The sequence below is a fragment of the Kribbella shirazensis genome, assembly GCF_011761605.1.
Lineage (GTDB): Bacteria > Actinomycetota > Actinomycetes > Propionibacteriales > Kribbellaceae > Kribbella > Kribbella shirazensis.
Genome location: NZ_JAASRO010000001.1, coordinates 4476020 through 4492667, shown reverse-complemented (window position 1 = coordinate 4492667; position 16648 = coordinate 4476020). Strand labels below are relative to the sequence as shown.

General features: G+C 69.7%; 11 protein-coding genes. 5 read left to right on the top strand and 6 right to left on the bottom strand.

Going from position 1 to position 16648, the window contains the following annotated elements; genetic code table 11:
• Window positions 1-77 precede the first annotated feature (77 nt).
• Window positions 78-581 (bottom strand): MarR family winged helix-turn-helix transcriptional regulator, encoded by a 504-nt coding sequence (locus tag BJY22_RS21805; protein WP_337758860.1) that lies wholly within the window; start codon window positions 579-581, stop codon window positions 78-80.
• Between the two features lie 40 nt (window positions 582-621).
• Here BJY22_RS21805 and BJY22_RS21800 point away from each other — a divergent pair, with 40 nt between their 5' ends.
• From BJY22_RS21800 to BJY22_RS21790, 3 genes are read left to right on the top strand one after another with little or no spacing between them, the layout of a single operon-like run.
• Window positions 622-1515, top strand: coding sequence for an EamA family transporter (locus tag BJY22_RS21800; RefSeq protein ID WP_167209580.1), 894 nt, complete (start codon window positions 622-624; stop codon window positions 1513-1515).
• The gene (locus BJY22_RS21795) at window positions 1512-3524 is read left to right on the top strand and encodes a glycoside hydrolase family 36 protein (protein WP_167209578.1); all 2013 of its coding nucleotides are present in this window, start codon (window positions 1512-1514) and stop codon (window positions 3522-3524) included. The genes BJY22_RS21800 and BJY22_RS21795 overlap by 4 nt, the downstream gene beginning before the upstream one ends.
• 29 nt (window positions 3525-3553) lie before the next feature.
• Complete coding sequence (locus BJY22_RS21790) at window positions 3554-4573, top strand: LacI family DNA-binding transcriptional regulator (RefSeq protein ID WP_167209576.1); 1020 nt, start codon at window positions 3554-3556, stop codon at window positions 4571-4573.
• On the opposite strand, the gene BJY22_RS21785 is transcribed toward BJY22_RS21790, so the two are convergent.
• Genes BJY22_RS21785 through BJY22_RS21770 form a run of 4 tightly spaced genes read right to left on the bottom strand, consistent with a single transcriptional unit; the run spans window position 4549 to window position 10048 of the window.
• Window positions 4549-6468 (bottom strand): beta-galactosidase, encoded by a 1920-nt coding sequence (locus BJY22_RS21785; protein WP_167209574.1) that lies wholly within the window; start codon window positions 6466-6468, stop codon window positions 4549-4551. The genes BJY22_RS21790 and BJY22_RS21785 overlap by 25 nt on opposite strands.
• A 4-nt stretch (window positions 6469-6472) precedes the next feature.
• Window positions 6473-7381 carry a carbohydrate ABC transporter permease gene (locus BJY22_RS21780; protein ID WP_167209572.1) on the bottom strand — a complete coding sequence of 303 codons (909 nt, stop codon included), beginning with the start codon at window positions 7379-7381 and terminating at the stop codon, window positions 6473-6475.
• Entirely contained in the window at window positions 7378-8397 is a 1020-nt protein-coding gene (locus tag BJY22_RS21775) for an ABC transporter permease (protein WP_337758859.1), read from the bottom strand. The genes BJY22_RS21780 and BJY22_RS21775 overlap by 4 nt, the downstream gene beginning before the upstream one ends.
• Window positions 8381-10048, bottom strand: a complete 1668-nt coding sequence (locus tag BJY22_RS21770) for a type 2 periplasmic-binding domain-containing protein (RefSeq protein ID WP_167209570.1) — start codon at window positions 10046-10048, stop codon at window positions 8381-8383. The genes BJY22_RS21775 and BJY22_RS21770 overlap by 17 nt, the downstream gene beginning before the upstream one ends.
• Before the next feature lie 123 nt (window positions 10049-10171).
• Here BJY22_RS21770 and BJY22_RS21765 point away from each other — a divergent pair, with 123 nt between their 5' ends.
• The gene (locus tag BJY22_RS21765; protein ID WP_167209568.1) at window positions 10172-11362 is read left to right on the top strand and encodes an ROK family transcriptional regulator; all 1191 of its coding nucleotides are present in this window, start codon (window positions 10172-10174) and stop codon (window positions 11360-11362) included.
• 161 nt (window positions 11363-11523) lie between these two features.
• Complete coding sequence (locus tag BJY22_RS21760) at window positions 11524-14403, top strand: glycoside hydrolase family 3 protein (protein ID WP_167209566.1); 2880 nt, start codon at window positions 11524-11526, stop codon at window positions 14401-14403.
• Here the strand turns inward: BJY22_RS21760 and yicI are convergent.
• Window positions 14352-16601, bottom strand: coding sequence for an alpha-xylosidase (yicI, locus tag BJY22_RS21755; RefSeq protein ID WP_167209564.1), 2250 nt, complete (start codon window positions 16599-16601; stop codon window positions 14352-14354). The genes BJY22_RS21760 and yicI overlap by 52 nt on opposite strands.
• Window positions 16602-16648: the final 47 nt, after the last annotated feature.

Below are 16648 nucleotides of genomic sequence, written 5' to 3'. Positions count from 1 at the left end.
ACAGCCCGGGTCGGACCCGCTCCGCGCCGAGGTTACCCACCCGTCCCCACCACACCTCGCAACACGCCCACGGGCAGCTAGGTCGCGGCGGATTCCGGAGGCTCCAGGTGGCCGAGCCAGGTGGTGAGCAGTTTCTCGAGTTGCGCCGACTCTTCCGGAGTCAGGACTCCGAGTAACCGTTGCTCGTTGGCCATGTGGGCGGTGAACGCCTTGTCGATCAGCCGCCGCCCGGCCGGCGTCAGCCTGACCACCCGCCCGCGCCCGTCGGCGTCGCTGCGCCGGCGCCGGACCAGACCGGCCGCCTCGAGCCGGTCGACCCGCTTGGTCACCGCCCCGGTGGTCACCATCGTGTGGAGAGCGATCTCCCCCGGCGCCCGCTCGTACGGCGCTCCCGCCCGGCGCAGCGCCGCGAGCACGTCGAACTCCCCCTCGGTCAGCCCGTACTTCGCGTACAGCAGCGTCAGCTCACCGGTGAGCTGGTTCGCGATCCGGTGCAGCCGGCCGATCACGCCCTGCGGGGAGGTGTCGACATCCGGCCGCTCGGCCCGCCATTCCGCCTGGATCCTTGCCACGTGGTCCACAGCACCCACTATATCTTCCCAGGAAGATATAGTGTCTTCCATGGAAAATACCGCCCGGTGGGCGCTGGTCACCGCGATCGCGCCGATCGCCTGGGGCACGAACTACTTCGTCACCCACGAGTACCTGCCCGCCGGACATCCGCTGTACGGCGCGGTGTTCCGCGCGCTGCCCGCCGGTCTCCTGCTGCTCGCCTTGGCCCGTCGGCTCCCCCGCGGCGTCTGGTGGTGGCGCTCCGTCCTGCTCGGGATCTGCAACATGGGCGCGTTCTTCGCGCTGATCTACCTCGCGTCCCAGCTCCTCCCGGTCAGCCTGGCGTCGACGATCATGTCCGCGGCGCCGTTCACGATGGCGCTGTTCGGCTGGGCCCTGCTCGCGGAGCGCCCGACCGTCCTCGTCCTCAGCGGAGCGACGGCCGGGATCGCGGGCGTCGTACTGCTCCTCGGCGCCGGCACGACCGCCGTCGACCTGCGCGGCGTCGCCGCCTCCGTCGCCGCCCTGATCATGTCGTCGTGCGGCTACGTCCTCGCGAAGAAATGGGGACGGGCCGACGGGCCGATCGCGACGACCTCGTGGCAGCTGGTCGCGGGCGGCCTGATCCTGATCCCGTTCGCCGTGATCGTCGAAGGCGCCCCGCCACACCTCGACCTGCAGGCCATCGGCGGTTTCGCGTACGTCGGACTGGTCGCGACCGCCCTCGCGTTCACGGCCTGGTTCGCGGGCCTGCGCCGACTGAGCGCCGCGACGGTCGGCCTGATCGGGCTGCTCAACCCGGTGACCGGCGTACTGCTCGGCGTCCTGGTGTCGGGCGAGGTGCTCACCCTGCGACAGGTGCTCGGGCTGGGGCTCGTCCTGTTCGGGATCACGCTGAGCCGTCCAGGTCGCGGATCGCGGGTTGAGCGCCGACAGGAGGAGGCCCCTAAGGTTTATCGATGAACCTCGTGTGGCGGACGCCCGAGCTGACCCTGACCTTCGCACTCGACGACGGTCCCGTGCGACTGACGACCGGACCTGAACCGGGATCCGACCTGAGCCAGCCGCTGGTCGAGGTCTCGGCGCTCGGGCACGGCCGCTCCCCCGGCACCAACCGTCACGTCGACACGAGCCTCGGCCGGCGCCTGCGCTACGTTACCCACGAGGACGCGGGCTCGACCCTGCGGATCGTGCAGGAGGACGCCGCCACCGGTCTCCGCGTGACCAGCGTCTTCGAGGCCGGTGCCGGCGTCCGGGCCTGGTCCGAGGCCTCCCTGACCCGCCCCGGCGAACTCGTGCTGGACTTCCTCTCGTCCCTCGTCCTCGGTCTGGAATCCCTCGAGGCCGACCTGTACTCGGCGGCCAACGACTGGATGGCCGAGAACCGCTGGTCGGTGCAGCCGCTGCGCGCGGGCGGCGTACCGCAGATCGTCCGCGATCCGCACTATCCGGTGTCGAAGAGCCGGCATGCCGTGACCAGCACCGGCTCGTGGTCGACCGGTGAGCGGCTGCCGGTCGGGGTCCTCGTTGGTCCGTCGTACGCCCTCGGCTGGCAGATCGAGCACAACGGGCCCTGGCACTACGAGCTCGGCGAGAACCGGCACGGCGGGTACCTCCTGCTCAGCGGCCCCACCGACCAGGAGCACCAGTGGACCGTGCGGCTGACCGAAGGCGACACCTTCACCAGCGTGCCGGTCTCGCTCGTCGCCGGGACCGATCGGGACAGCGTGTTCGCCGCCCTCACCCGCCAGCGGCGCGCGGTGCGGAAACGCCGCCCGGTCGACGATCGGATGCCCCTGATCTTCAACGACTACATGAACACGTTGATGGGCGATCCGACGACGGAGAAGCTGCTCCCGCTCATCGACGCCGCGGCCGCGGTCGGGGCGGACTACTTCTGCATCGACGCCGGCTGGTACGCCGAAGGCGACTGGTGGAGCACCGTCGGCGCCTGGCAGCCCTCGACCACGCGCTTTCCCGGTGGGCTCCGCGAAGTGATCGACCGGATCCATGAGCGCGGCATGGTGCCCGGCCTCTGGCTCGAGCCGGAGGTGATCGGTGTGGACGCGCCGATCGCCGCTGAACTGCCCGACGACGCGTTCCTCACCCGGCAGGGCATCCGGGTCGCCGAGCACGGCCGCTACCTCCTGGACCTGCGCACCCCGATCGCCCGGCAGCACCTCGACGACACGGTCGACCGGCTCGTCACGGACTTCGGCGTCGGCTTCTTCAAGTTCGACAACAACACGATGACCGGTCCGGGGACCGACAAGGGAAGTACATCGCTCGGCCACGGACTGCTCGAACACCAGCGCGCGCTGCTCGACTGGCTCGACACGATCCAGACCCGGCATCCGGACCTGCTGATCGAGAACTGCGCCTCGGGCGCGATGCGGATGGATTACGCGATGCTGTCCCGGCTGCATCTGCAGTCCACCTCGGACCAGCAGCACCCCTTGCTCTACGCCCCCATCACCGCCGCCGCCCCATCCGCCGTACTGCCCGAGCAAGCCGGCCATTGGGCGTATCCGATCACCGGCACCACCGCCGAAGAGTTCACGCTCGCGCTGGTCAACGGCATCCCCGGTCGCCTCTACCTCTCCGGCCACCTCAACCGCATGACGGAGGCCGAACTCGACCTGGTCCGCGCGGCGCTGGCCGCCCACCGAACGATCCTCGGCGACCTGGAGACCCTCGTTCCCGCCTGGCCGCTCGGCCTCCCGCAGTGGGACGACGACTGGATTGCCCTGGTCCTCGGCGACGCCGAGCTGTCCTATCTGACGCTCTGGCACCGCGCCGCCGGTCCCGCGGAGGTGACGTTCCCACTACCAGCGGGAACCGTCCAGCACCTCTTCCCCACCGACGCCGATGGCTGGACCTACACCTGGAACGGCGACAACCTGACCGTGAGAACGGAGGTGGCCGAGCCGTCCGCGCGGGTCGTCCAAGTCCGTCGACCGGACGCAGGGTAGAACTGGGACAACCAGTGGAAGGGGGCGTGATGGTCACGATCGCCGACGTCGCGCGGCATGCCGGTGTCGCGACCAGCACGGTGTCCTACGTGCTCAGCGGCAAGCGGACGATCTCGCCCGACACCCGTGAGCGCGTGCAGCGCAGTGTCCGCGCGCTGGGGTACCGGCCGAACGCGAGCGCCCGCGCACTGGCCAGCCAGCGGTCGAACGTGCTGGCGCTGGTGATCCCGCTCCGTACCGGCATGCACGTCCCGGTGATGATGCAGTTCGCGACCGCGGTCGTCACCACGGCCCGCCGGTTCGACCACGACGTACTGCTGCTGACCGCGGACGAAGGGCCCGACGGGCTGGAGCGGGTCGTGCAGAGCTCGCTGGTGGACGCGCTCGTGGTGATGGACGTCGAGCTGCACGACGAGCGCGTCCCGGTCCTGCGGGAGCTGCCGATGCCGTCGGTGCTGATCGGGTATCCGGAGGAAGCCGACGGGCTGACCTGTGTCGACCTGGACTTCGTCGCCGCGGGCGCACTGTGCGTCGACCATCTGGCCGACCTCGGCCATCGCTCACTCGCCCTGCTCGGTACGCCGTCCGCGGTGTACGAGCGCCAGACCGGGTTCGCGCAGCGCACACTGACCGGGTTCGCCGAGGCCGCCGTGCGGCGCGGAGTACTCGGGGTCGAGACGCCCTGCGAGCACACGTTCGACGCGATCCTGCACACGGTCGAGCAGTTGCTGCGTGACCACCCGGACCTCACCGGACTCGTCGTGCAGAACGAGCCGATCATCGGCCCGCTCCTCGACGTACTGCGCCGGCTCGGCCGCCGGGTGCCCGAGGACATGTCCCTGGTGGCGATCTGCGCGGACGACGTCGCCGAACGGCAGGTGCCGCAGCTGTCGTCGGTGACCATCCCGGCCGAGCGGATCGGTGAGCAGGCCGTCGAATCGCTCATCACCAAGCTCGCCGGGGGCTCTGTTCCCGACCTGGCACTGCTACCGCCCGCCTTGACCGCGCGCGGCAGCAGCGCCCCTCACGCCGACCGCACCACCGCATAACCGCCGGCCGGCACGGCCAGCTCGCCATCGACCCGCGCCCCGGTCACCAGCTCCACACCCTCGACCGGCGCAATCACCTCCTGCTCACCGTGGTTGATCAGGAACGTCCAGGTGGTTTCGCCGGTACGCCGACGTACCGTCTCCAGCGATGACCGCGACAACCCGAGCAGCCTCGCCGCGGTGTTGTCGTCCAGTTCGGTCGACACGTACCACGCCGTACCAGCACCCACGTCGTGGCGCGTGATCGCGGGCTCGCCGTCCAGCACTCCCCCGGCGTACCGATCGACGACCTCGGCCGACACGGCGTGCAGGTGCTCGCTCCACAGCCGCCCGTGCCCACCCGACGACAACGCGACCGAGCCATCGTCCGGCAGCGGGTGGAACTCCTCCACCCGTACGCCGAGCAGCTCCGTGAGCGCCCCGGGATAGCCGCCGAGCCGTACCCGCAGCTCCGTGTCCACGATCCCGCTGAAGTACCCGACCACCAGCTGCCCGCCGGCTTCCACGTAAGCAGCCAGGCACGCCGCGGCCGCGTCGGAGATCAGATAGAGCGAAGGCACCACGACGAGCCGGTACGACGAGAGGTCGGCATCCGGCGCCGCGAAATCGACCGTCTCCCCGGCGTGCCAGAAGTGCCGATGCGCGGAACGCACGGCCGCCAGGTAGTCCAGTGACGACGACGGCAGGTGCGTGCCCTGCATCGCCCACCAGCACTCGACGTCCCACAGGATCGCGACGTCGGCCACCACGTTGCTCTCGGCAACCTCAGCCAGGCGCGGGAGCACCGATCCGAGGTCCACGATCTCGGTGAACCTCCGGCTGTCCGGGCCCGCGTGCGGGACCATCGCCGAGTGGTACATCTCCGCCCCGCCGCGCGACGCCCGCCACTGGAAGAACAGCGCCCCGCGCGAACCGCGGGCGATGTGCGACAGGCTGTTCCGCGCCATCCGGCCCGGCTCCTTCGTGTGCCACCGCCGGCCGTCGTTCAGCCCACCGGCCGCCTGCTCCATCAACAGCCACGGCTTCCCGCCCGACCAGCCCCGGGCCAGGTCGGCACCGAACGCGGTCTGCTCCTCGGCGCCGCTCCCGGCCTGGTCCGGATAGTGGTCGATGGCAACCACGTCGACCTCGGCGGCCCACTGTGCATGGTTCACGGGCACCCAGCCGCCGAACACGAAGTTCGTGGTGACCGGCAGCTCGGACACCGCCCGGAGCTCGGCCTTCTGCTCGAGGAACGCGGCGAGCAGTTCGTCGGACCAGAACCGGCGATAGTCCAGGTACTGCGTCGGATTCACCAGGTACTGCGTTTTCCGGGGCGGCTCGATGTCCGTCCAATCGGCGTACCCCTGGCTCCAGAAGGCCGTCGTCCACGCCTCGTTCAGCCGGTCGAGCGAGCCGTACCGCGTCCGCAGCCACTCGCGGAACCGGACCGCCGCGAGATCGCAGTAGCACGTGGTGCCGTACTCGTTGTGCACGTGCCACATCGCCAGCGCCGGGTGGTCGTGGTACCGCCCGGCCAGCTCCCGCGCGATCCCGCGGGCGGCGGTGCGGTACCCCGGCGCGCAGACGCAGTACGTGTCGCGGCTGCCATGAGTGAGCCGTACGCCGTCCGCGGTCACCGGCAACGCCTCGGGATGCAACCGGCTGAACCACGGTGGCGGTGAGGCGGTCGGCGTGGCGAGATCCACGCTGATCCCGCCGTCGTGCAGCAGGTCCAGCACCTGATCGAGCCAGCCGAAGTCGTACTCACCCGGTGCCGGTTCGAGGCTGGACCAGGAGAAGACCCCGACAGTCACCAGGTTCACACCGGCCCGGCGCATCAGCTCGACGTCCTCTTTCCACACCGCCGGGTCCCACTGCTCCGGGTTGTAGTCACCGCCGTGCCAAAGACTCATGCGCCTAGCCTTTCACTGCGCCGATGATGACGCCCTTCTGGAAGTGCCGCTGGATGAACGGGTAGACCAGCAGGACCGGCACGATCGCGATCACCACGATCGCCATCTTGATCGCGAGCCCCGGCGCCGGCGACAGTCCCAGGCCGACCCCGGTCGCCACCCCGCCGGCACCGGTCGGGAGTGGTTGCTGCTGCACGATGTAGGTCCGCAGCACCATCTGCAGCGGCCACTTGGTGTTGTCGTTGATGTAGAGCAGCGCGTTGAAGAACGCGTTCCAGTAGCCGACCGCGTAGAACAGCCCGACGACCGCGACCACGGCCTTCGACAGCGGCAGCACGATCCGGCGCAGAATGGCGAACTCGCCCGCGCCGTCGATCCGGGCGCTGTCGATCAGCTCGTTCGGGATACCCATGAAGAACGACCGCATCACGATCAGGTTGAACGCCGACACCGCCGCGGGCAGGATCAACGACGCATAGTTGTCGATCAGCCCGAGCGCGTTGACCACCAGGTAGCTCGGGATGATCCCCGGCCCGAACAGGAACGTCAGCAGCACGACGAACAGCAACGGCCGGTGGAACAGCGATCCCGGCCGCGACAACCCGTACGCCGCGAGCACGGTGATCCCGAGACTGAACGCCGTACCGACCAGCGTGATCACCACGCTGATCAGCAGCGCCCGGGTCACCACCCCACCCGACAGCAACTGCACGTACGCCGACACCGTGAGCTCCCGCGGTACGACGACCAACCCGCCGGCCCGGGTCACGGCCTCCGTCGTGGACAGGCTCGTCACCACCACGACGTACAACGGGAACGCGACCACGAGTGCGATCAGCGCCAGCACCAAAGGCTTGCCGATCCGCCCGACCGCGGTCGGTTCTTCCTCCCAGACAGCTCGTGTTGTCGTCATGAGCGCGAATACACCCCCTGTTCGCCCACCATGTGCGCGAAACGGTTGGCCACCAGGACGAGGACCAGGCCGACGACGCCCTTGAAGAGACCGGCGGCGGCGCCGTAGCCGAAGTCTCCGACGAGCAGGCCCTGGAAGTAGACGTAGGTGTCGAGCACCTCCGCGGCGCCGCCGCCGACGGCGCTGCGTTGCAGGATGAACTGCTCGAACCCGACCGTCAGCGCGTCGCCGAGGCGCAGGATCAGCAGCAGGACGATCACCGGACGCAGACCCGGCAGCGTGATGTGCCAGAGCCGGCGCCAGCGGTTCGCGCCGTCGGCCGCGGCGGCCTCGTAGAGCGCCGGGTTGATCGTCGACAGCGCGGCGAGGAACACGATCATGCCCCAGCCGGCGTCCTTCCAGACCGCCTGCGCGGTGACGAGCAGGATGAACGTGTCCGGTTTCGTCATCAGGTCGACCGCCTGGTGACCGTTGTCGCGCAGGGTCTGCGCGAGCAGTCCGGCCCCGCCGATCATCTGCTGGAACAGCGACACGACCAGCACCCAGGAGAAGAAGTGCGGCAGGTACACCACGCCCTGGACGAGGTTGCGGACCTTGGACGACAGGACGCTGTTCAGCAGCAACGCCAGCGCGATCGGGATCGGGAAGAAGAACGCGAGCTGGGCGGCGGTGATCGAGAGCGTGTTCGCCACCGCCTTCCAGAACGCGGGCTCGGAGAACATCCGGTTGAAGTTCGCGAAGCCGATGAAGTCACTGCCGCGAATCCCGGCGTACGGCGAGTAGTCCTGGAAGGCGATCACGTTCCCGAGCGTCGGGAAGTAGTGGAAGACGCCGAGCAGCACCACCACCGGCAGCACCATCAACAGCAACGGCCAGTCCCGCCGGAACCGATGCCGGAACCCCATCCCGCCGGTCGCGGCGGCCCGGCTTCGTGCACGAGTTCCGTACGCCGAGCCGCTCACCGTACGGACGCGGTGCACAAAGTCGCCGCTCGACGGCTTAGCGCCCGTTGTCACTGAGGACCTTGGCGTAGAAGTCGCGGCCTTCGTTGCCGCCGTTGTCCTGCCACTGCTTGACGGCCGTCTTCAGCTCGCTGACCGGACGGCGGCCGCGGAAGATGTCCTGCAGGGCGTCGTCGAACGGCTGGTTCAGCGCGGCCATCTTGGCGGGCTGCTCGACCCGGATGCCGTCGAAGAGGTTCTTCTGCTGCACCTTGGCCGCGGCGTTCTGCCAGGCGCTCATCGACTGCACATAGCCCGGGTACTCGCTCTGGGTGATGGCCGTCGGCCGGCCGCCGAGGAAGATGTAGGTCTGCGACACCTCCTTCTGGCCCAGCGCGGTGAGCTTCGGGGCGCCGGACGGCTGGCGGGTGTAGTGCTTGCCCTCGAGGCCGTAGTTGTAGAGCTGGTACTCCTCGGTGCCGAACGGCGCGGCGGTGTAGTTCAGGACGCCGAGCAGCTCCTTGACCCGCGCTTCGCCGAGGCCCTTCTTCACGAAGGTGAAGATGCCGGCCGGCTCACCGCCCCAGGTGATCGGCGTCCCGCCGTCGTGCGCGAACGGCATCACCGGCTGCGGGTTGTACTTCGGGTTGACCGACTGCTGGCGCTGCAGGGACTCGGCCCAGCCGCCGAGCCCGTTCTGGCGGATCAGCAGCTTGCCGCCCTCGAACAGCGCGTTCTCGTCCGCGGCCGCGTTGGCGACCACCTCGGGGTGCACGTAGCCGGACTGGAACAGCTGCCGGACGAAGGCGACCGCCTCCGCGAACTCCGGCGTCTCGATCTTGTGGACCAGCTTGCCGTCGGACTCCTTGCGCCACCCGGCCGGTGCCCCGAACATCCGGATCATCTCGTCCGAGACCCCGCCGAAGGCCCATCGACCTGCCTTGGCGTCGGTCAGTTGCTTGCCCAGCGCCAGGAGCTCGCCGGAGTTCTTCGGCGGCTCCGCGCCGAACTGGTCGAACAGGTCCTTGCGGTACATCAGCATCCAGGGGAAGCCGTCCGACGGGAACGGCACCGCCTTGAGCTGGTTGTTCCAGACGCCGTACGCCCAGGCCCGGGTCGGCAGGTTCGCCAGCATCGGGTACGCCGACGCCTTGTCGCCGGCCAGGTACGGCGTGAGGTCCTCGAACAGCTTGTCCGCGGCCTGCCCGAACCGGGTCAGGCTGGCGATGTTCCAGCCCGGGATGCACAGCAGCTCCGGAACGTTGCCGGCCGCAAGGATCGGTCCGAGCTTGTCGCCGTAGTCGTTGCCGTTGAGGATGTTGAACCGGACCGGCGCACCGATCCGCTCGTTGTTCGCGTCGAAGTACGAGTTCTTCCCCAGACCCGGCGGCATCGGGCTCCACAGCGGCGTCATCGCCGACACTTCCTTGCCGCTCGGCACCATCGTGTCCGGTACGGCGCGCTTGAGCTCGCCCGGGTACCGCGAGAAGCCCGGCGAGGCGCCGTTCTCCCCCGGCAGGTCCGGCTTGACCGACTCGTACTCGATGTACTTCGGCAGCAGGCCGGACAGCTTGTCCTCGGTCTCGGCGCGGCCCGTCGTACTGGACCCCGAACCGCCGTCCGAGCATCCGGTCAGCGTCACGCCGCCCGCGGCCGCCGCCGCGCCGGCGCCGAGCAGGGAGATGAAGGTCCGGCGGCTGGTGCCGCCGCTCTCTGGTCCGGTCACGTCGCATCCCCTAGACTTAGTTGGGCTAGTAGCCAAACAAATTAACGCAGAGCCGACAGCGCGACAAGGTGTAGAACTGACTCAGGCCGACATTCGGCGGCACAGCTCTCGACGGGACGGACCTTGACCACACAGACCGCGGACCACACCGACATCCGCGCCACCAACCTGGCCGCGGTGCTGGGCCACCTGCGCCGCGAGGCCCCCTGTTCGCGGGCCGCGATCGCGGCCGGGACCGGGCTGAACAAGGCGACCGTGACGAGCATCGTCGGTGAGCTGCTCGAGCGCCGGCTGGTCCGCGAGACGCAGCAGACCCAGAACCATGTCGGCCGGCCGGCCACCCTGCTCGTGCTCGACGGTTCGGCGTACGCGACCATCGGGCTCGAGGTCAGCGCCCGCGGCCTGACCGCGCTCGCGTGCGACGCCGCCGGGGAGCAGCTGCTGCGCTGGCACCGGGCCGGCCCGGGCGTCGACGCCGGTCCGGCCAGGACGATCGCGGCGCTGGCCGCGCTCGCCCGCCGGGCGATCACGGCGGTGCAGTCCTCCGGCCGTCAGGTGCTGGGGATCACCGCCGGCGTCCCCGGGCTGGTCGATCGCGACGGCGCCGTCGTCCTCGCCCCCGGACTCGGCTGGATCGACGTACCGCTGCGCGCCGAGCTCACGGCGGCGCTCGGACGGCCGGACATCCCGGTGACGGTCGACAACGACGCGTCCCTCGGCGTCCTGGCCGAACACCTCTACGGGCCGCTCGCCGGTACGGCGAACCTGATCCTGCTCACCGGCGACACCGGAGTCGGTGCGGGCATCATCACCGACGGCCGGCCACTCGAGGGCCATCGCGGGTACGTCGGGGAGATCGGCCACCTGCGCCTGATCCCGGACGGGCCGCCCTGCGGCTGCGGGCGACGCGGGTGCCTCGAGGCCCTGGCGAGTCTGCCGGCGATCCTCACGCGGGTCGACGGGAGTATCGACGACGATCCGCAGCACCAGCTCGAGGCACTGGTCCGGCGCGCCGACTCCCAGGATCCCGCCGTGGTCGAGGTGCTCACCGAGGCCGGCACCCATCTCGGTCACGGGATCGCGGCGCTGGTCAACCTGCTCAACCCGGAGGTCGTCCTGCTCGGCGGCGCCTACGCCCTGCTGGCCGACCACCTCGCTCCGGCGATCGACAAGGCACTCCGCGAAGCCACGATCGCACCCGACATCGGCGGCTGCACCGTCGCCGCCTCCACCTTCCCGCACATCGCCACTCCCCTCGGGGCCACCGCCCACGCCCTCAGCCCGCTCACCCGCGGCCGTCTCCCCGCCCGCTGAGGAGGCGGAAAGCGCATACCTATCCTGGCTCGCCGAGGCCTTGACCCTGAGCGCGCAGGATGCAACCCTCTGTTCACGCCCGATCTGTCGAAGCGCTTCGATCACCGTCCGCCGACCAGTCATCGAAGCGCTTCGACACCAGTCCGTGGAGTCGATCGCCGATGAGTACTCCAGCTCCTCCCCCGTTCCGCGACCCCGCCCGGCCGACCGGCGAGCGGATCGACGACCTGCTCACCCGGCTCAGCCCCGGTGAGAAGCTCGCGCTGCTGCACCAGTACCAGCCACCCGTCGCCCGGCTCGGCCTGGAGGCGTTCCGGACCGGCACCGAGGCCCTGCACGGTGTCGCCTGGCACGGTCCCGCGACCGTGTTCCCGCAGGCGATCGGTCTGGCCACCAGTTGGAGCCCCGACCTCGTCCGCGCCGTCGGAGCCGCGGTCGGCGACGAGGTCCGCGTCTTCCACCGCAAGGATCCGGCCGGGGTCGGGCTGAACGTGTGGGCACCGGTCGTCAACGCACTGCGCGACCCGCGCTGGGGCCGCAACGAGGAGGGGTATGCCGAGGATCCCTGGCTGACCGGGGTGATCGCCACCGCCTACGGGCACGGCCTGGCCGGCGACGACCCGACCTGTCTGAAGACCGCCCCGACCCTCAAGCATTTCCTTGCCTACAACAACGAGACGGACCGGTGCACGACGTCGAGCAACCTGCCGCCGCGGGTCCTGCACGACTACGAACTGCCCGCGTTCCGCGCGCCGATCGAGGCGGGCGCGGCCGTCGCGGTGATGCCGTCGTACAACCTGGTGAACGGACGGCCCGCCCATCTCAGCCCACTGATCAACGACGTCCTCCGGACGTGGACCGCCGACGAACTGCTGGTCGTCAGCGACGCCTACGCGCCGGCCAACCTGTTCGGCCTGCAGGCCTACCTGCCCGACGGCCCGGCCGCGTACGCCGCCGCGCTGATCGCCGGCGTGGACAGCTTCACCCAGGACGGCCCTGACGCCGCCGGGACCGTCGAGCGGCTTACGACGGCGCTCGACCGCGGCTTGATCACGCCCGCCGATCTCGACGCCGCGGTACGGCGGGTGCTCGCGATCCGCTTCCGGCTGGGCGAGTTCGACCCGCCCGAGCTCGACCCGTACCGCGGGCTCGAACCCGAACTGGTCAACTGCCCGGCCCACCGGCGGCTCGCCCAGGACGCGGCCCGGCAGGCCATCGTGCTGCTCAAGCACGAAGGCCAGGTGCTGCCGCTCGACGCGACGGCCCGGGTCGCGGTCGTCGGCCCGCTCGCCGGCACGCTGTCCGAGGACTGGTACGCCGGGACGCTGCCTTACCAGGAGACCGCCCTGGACGGCCTCCGCGAGCGACTGGGACGTGAGAGCGTCGAGTACTGCGAGGGCGTCGACCGGATCACGCTGCGGATCGCGGGCTCGTCGTCGTACCTCGCTGTGGGCGCGGACGCCGTACTGCGGGTGAGTACCGACGCCGGCGAGTTCGATCTGTTCGACTGGGGCGGGGACGCCTGGGCGTTGCGATCGGTGCGGAACGGACAGCACTTGACGGTTACCGACGACGGCGAGCTCGTCGCGGATCAGCCCGGCCCGAACGGCTGGGAGGTCAAGCAGACCTTCCGGCTCGTGCAGTCGTCGAGCGCGCTGCTCGTCCAGCATCTGCACAGCGGCCGCTACCTCCGGGTCGACGCGACCGGCGGTGTGACGCTGGCCGATGAAGGGACCGCGTTCGAGCTCGAAGTGGTGGTCGACGGCGCCGCGGCGGCGGCTGCTCTGGCCGCCCGCGCCGACGTCACGATCGTTGTCGCAGGCAATCACCCGCTGGTGAACGGCCGCGAGACCGAGGACCGGAAGACTCTGGACCTCCCGCCGGCTCAGGACCGGCTGATCCGGGCGGTGCACGCGGCGAACCCACGGACCGTCCTGGTGCTGAGCAGCAGCTACCCGTACGGGATCGGCTGGGCGCAGCAGCACCTCCCGGCGATCCTCTGGTCCGCACACGGCGGCCAGGAATACGGTCGCGCCCTGGCCGACATCCTGTTCGGCGACCACGACCCCTCTGGGCGCCTCACCCAGACCTGGTACCACGCGGCCACCGACCTGCCCGATCTGCTCGACTACGACATCATCGCGACGGACGCCACGTACCTGTACTACCGCGGCACACCCCTCTACCCGTTCGGCCACGGCCTCAGCTACACCACCTTCGAGTACGGCGGACTACAGCTGAGCGCACGGTCGGTCCCGGCCGACGGCGAGGTCCACGCCACGTTCACCGTGACCAATACCGGTGACCGCCCTGGGACCGAGATCGCACAGCTCTACACGCGCCAGCAGAGCTCGCGGGTCAAGCAACCGCTACGGCAGTTGCGCGGCTTCCAGCGGGTGTCGCTACAACCCGGCGAGACCGTCGAGGTCGAGCTGACCGTGGCCGCGGCCGATCTCGGCTTCTGGGACGTGACCCGGGACCGGCGCTGCGTCGAGACCGCACGCCACAGCGTCATGGTCGGCCGCTCCAGCACCGACCTGCGGCTGACCGCGACCCTCGAGGTCGACGGCGAGCGGATCCCGCCCCGAAGCCCCGGCCGCCTCGCGGCGACCAGCTTCGACGATTATTGCGCCATCACGCTGACGACCGCGTCGCGCGACCGTGGTGATGCGGTGATCTCACTGGAACCCCAAGCCTGGTTGGCGTACGACGACGTCATGCTCGAACCGACGGCCTACCAGGCGCGGGTCGCCAACCGCGGCGACCACCCCGCCACAATCGAGCTCCGCCTGGACGACCCGCTCCACGGTGAACTGGTCAGCATCCTGCAGGTGCCACCCACAGGCGACCTCATCTCGATCGCCGGTGAACTGCAGCTCGACAGTACGTATACGCCCACTGGCAGCGGCCGCACGCCTCCGCGCGCCTGGAATCCGGCACAGTCGCCGGGTACTAGCGATATACGTACTGTCGAGCTGCCGCAGACTCTCTATGTTGTCTTCTCGGCGGCCGAACTCGTGCTGGAGAGCTTGACGGTGTAGCGCTCACAGGAGCCCTCCAGTACCCGCGTCTCCACCTGGCCGGCGCGATACGCGAGCTCGATCACGGCCGCCACTCCCCCGTCCGCGTCGGGCAGCAAGACCGTTGTGGTCTGGCCCTGCGACGGCTCGAACCAGCGCAACTCCACCCCGTCCGCCCAGTCGTACTCCGGACGGTCGTCGACCGCGCCGACCGGGATGACGGCCCCCTCACGTACGAACAGCGGCAGGCTGTCGAACGAGTGCGTCTCGTTCACCCACCCGGGGCCGACTTTCACCTCACCGGTCAGCAGCGACGTCCACCGCCCCGCGGGCAGGTAGAACGACACGTCGCCGTCGAAGTTCATCACCGGCGCCACCAGGAGATCCGGGCCGAGCATGTACTGACGGTCCAGGTACGCGACCGCGGGGTCGTCGGGGAACTCGAGCACCATCGGCCGCATCATCGGCACCCCGTCACGATGCGCCTCGCCCGCCGCCGCGACCAGGTACGGCATCAGCGACAACTTCAGCTTGGTGAACTTCCGCAGCACGTCGACGGCCTCGTCGTCGAAGGCCCACGGCACCCGGTACGACGAGGAGCCGTGCAGCCGGGAGTGCGACGACAGCAGGCCGAACGCCACCCACCGCTTGAAGATCGCGGCATCGGGCGTGCCCTCGAACCCGCCGATGTCGTGGCTCCAGTACCCGAAACCGGACGCGGCCAGCGACAACCCGCCGCGCAGCGACTCCGCCATCGCCTCGAACGTCGACTCGCAGTCGCCGCCCCAGTGCACCGGGAACTGCTGACCGCCGGCCGTCGCGGAGCGGGCGAACAGCACCGCCTCGCCCTCGCCCCGGTTCTCCTCCAGCAATCCGAAGACGGCGGCGTTGTAGAGCTGCGCGTAGTAGTTGTGCATCCGCTCCGGGTCGGAACCGTCGTACCAGGCCACCTCGGTCGGGATGCGCTCACCGAAGTCGGTCTTGAAACAGTCGACGCCGATGTCGATCAGCGCCTGCAGCTTCGAGCGGAACCAGGCTGTCGCGTCCGGGTTGGTGAAGTCGACGATCGCCATGCCGGCCTGCCACATGTCCCACTGCCAGACCGAGCCGTCCGGGCGCTTGAGCAGGTAGCCGAGGCGACGGCCTTCCTCGAACAGCACCGAGCGCTGCGCGATGTACGGATTGATCCACAGGCTGATCCGCAGGCCGCGCTCCTTCAGGCGCCGGACCATCCCGGCCGGGTCCGGGAACGCGACCGGGTCCCAGACGAAGTCGCACCAATGGAACTGGCGCATCCAGAAACAGTCGAAGTGGAAGACACTCAACGGCAGGTCACGGCTCCCCATCCCGTCGACGAACGCGCTCGTCGTCTCCTCGGTGTAGTCGGTGGTGAACGAGGTCGACAACCACAGCCCCATCGACCACGCGGGGACCCGGGCGGGGCGTCCGGTCAGAGCGGTGTAACGGCGCAGCACGTCCTTCGGTGACGGGCCGGCGAACACGTAGTACGCCAACTCCTGGCCCTCGACGCTGAACTGGTTGCGGGACGTGACCTCCGAGCCGACCTCGAACGACACGCGGGCCGGGCTGTCGACAAGTACGCCGTACCCCTTGCTGCTCAGGAAGAACGGCACGTTCTTGTACGCCTGCTCGCTCGACGTCCCGCCGTCGGCGTTCCAGCTGTCGACGACCTGACCGTTCTTCACGAAGGCGCCGAAGCGTTCACCGAGGCCGTAGATCGTCTCGCCGACACCGAGCGCCAGCTGCTCGTGCACGTGGTGCTTGCCGTCCGCGTCGGTGATCAGGCCGACGCTGCGCGCTCCGGAGTTCGTCAGCGGCCTGCCGTCCTGCTCGAACCGGACGTCCCACGGCCCGTCCAGGCCGACCACCACACTCAACTCGCCCGCCGTCAGCCGCGCCTCGACGGCACCGGCCTCCACCTTCACCGGATGGTCGTCGCCCGCGTTCAGCTGGTACGACGGCCGCGCGGGCAACCCACCGAGGTGATGGGCGATCCGGACACCGATCACGCCACGGGCCGGTGAGGAGAACGTCACCGTGAACATCGGCTGGTTGAGCGTGTCCCCGCGCCGCTCGATCCGCCGGGCGGGCGCGAAGACGGTCAGCTCCCGGTCCCCCGCCGACACGCTCTCGACCTCGGCCGGCCGCAACCGCGTGAAGCCCTCCCGCAGCTGCCAGTACCCGTCCGTGAATTTCATGTGGCCAGCCTCTCGCGGAGTTGTCGAAGCGCTTCGACGAACGCTAG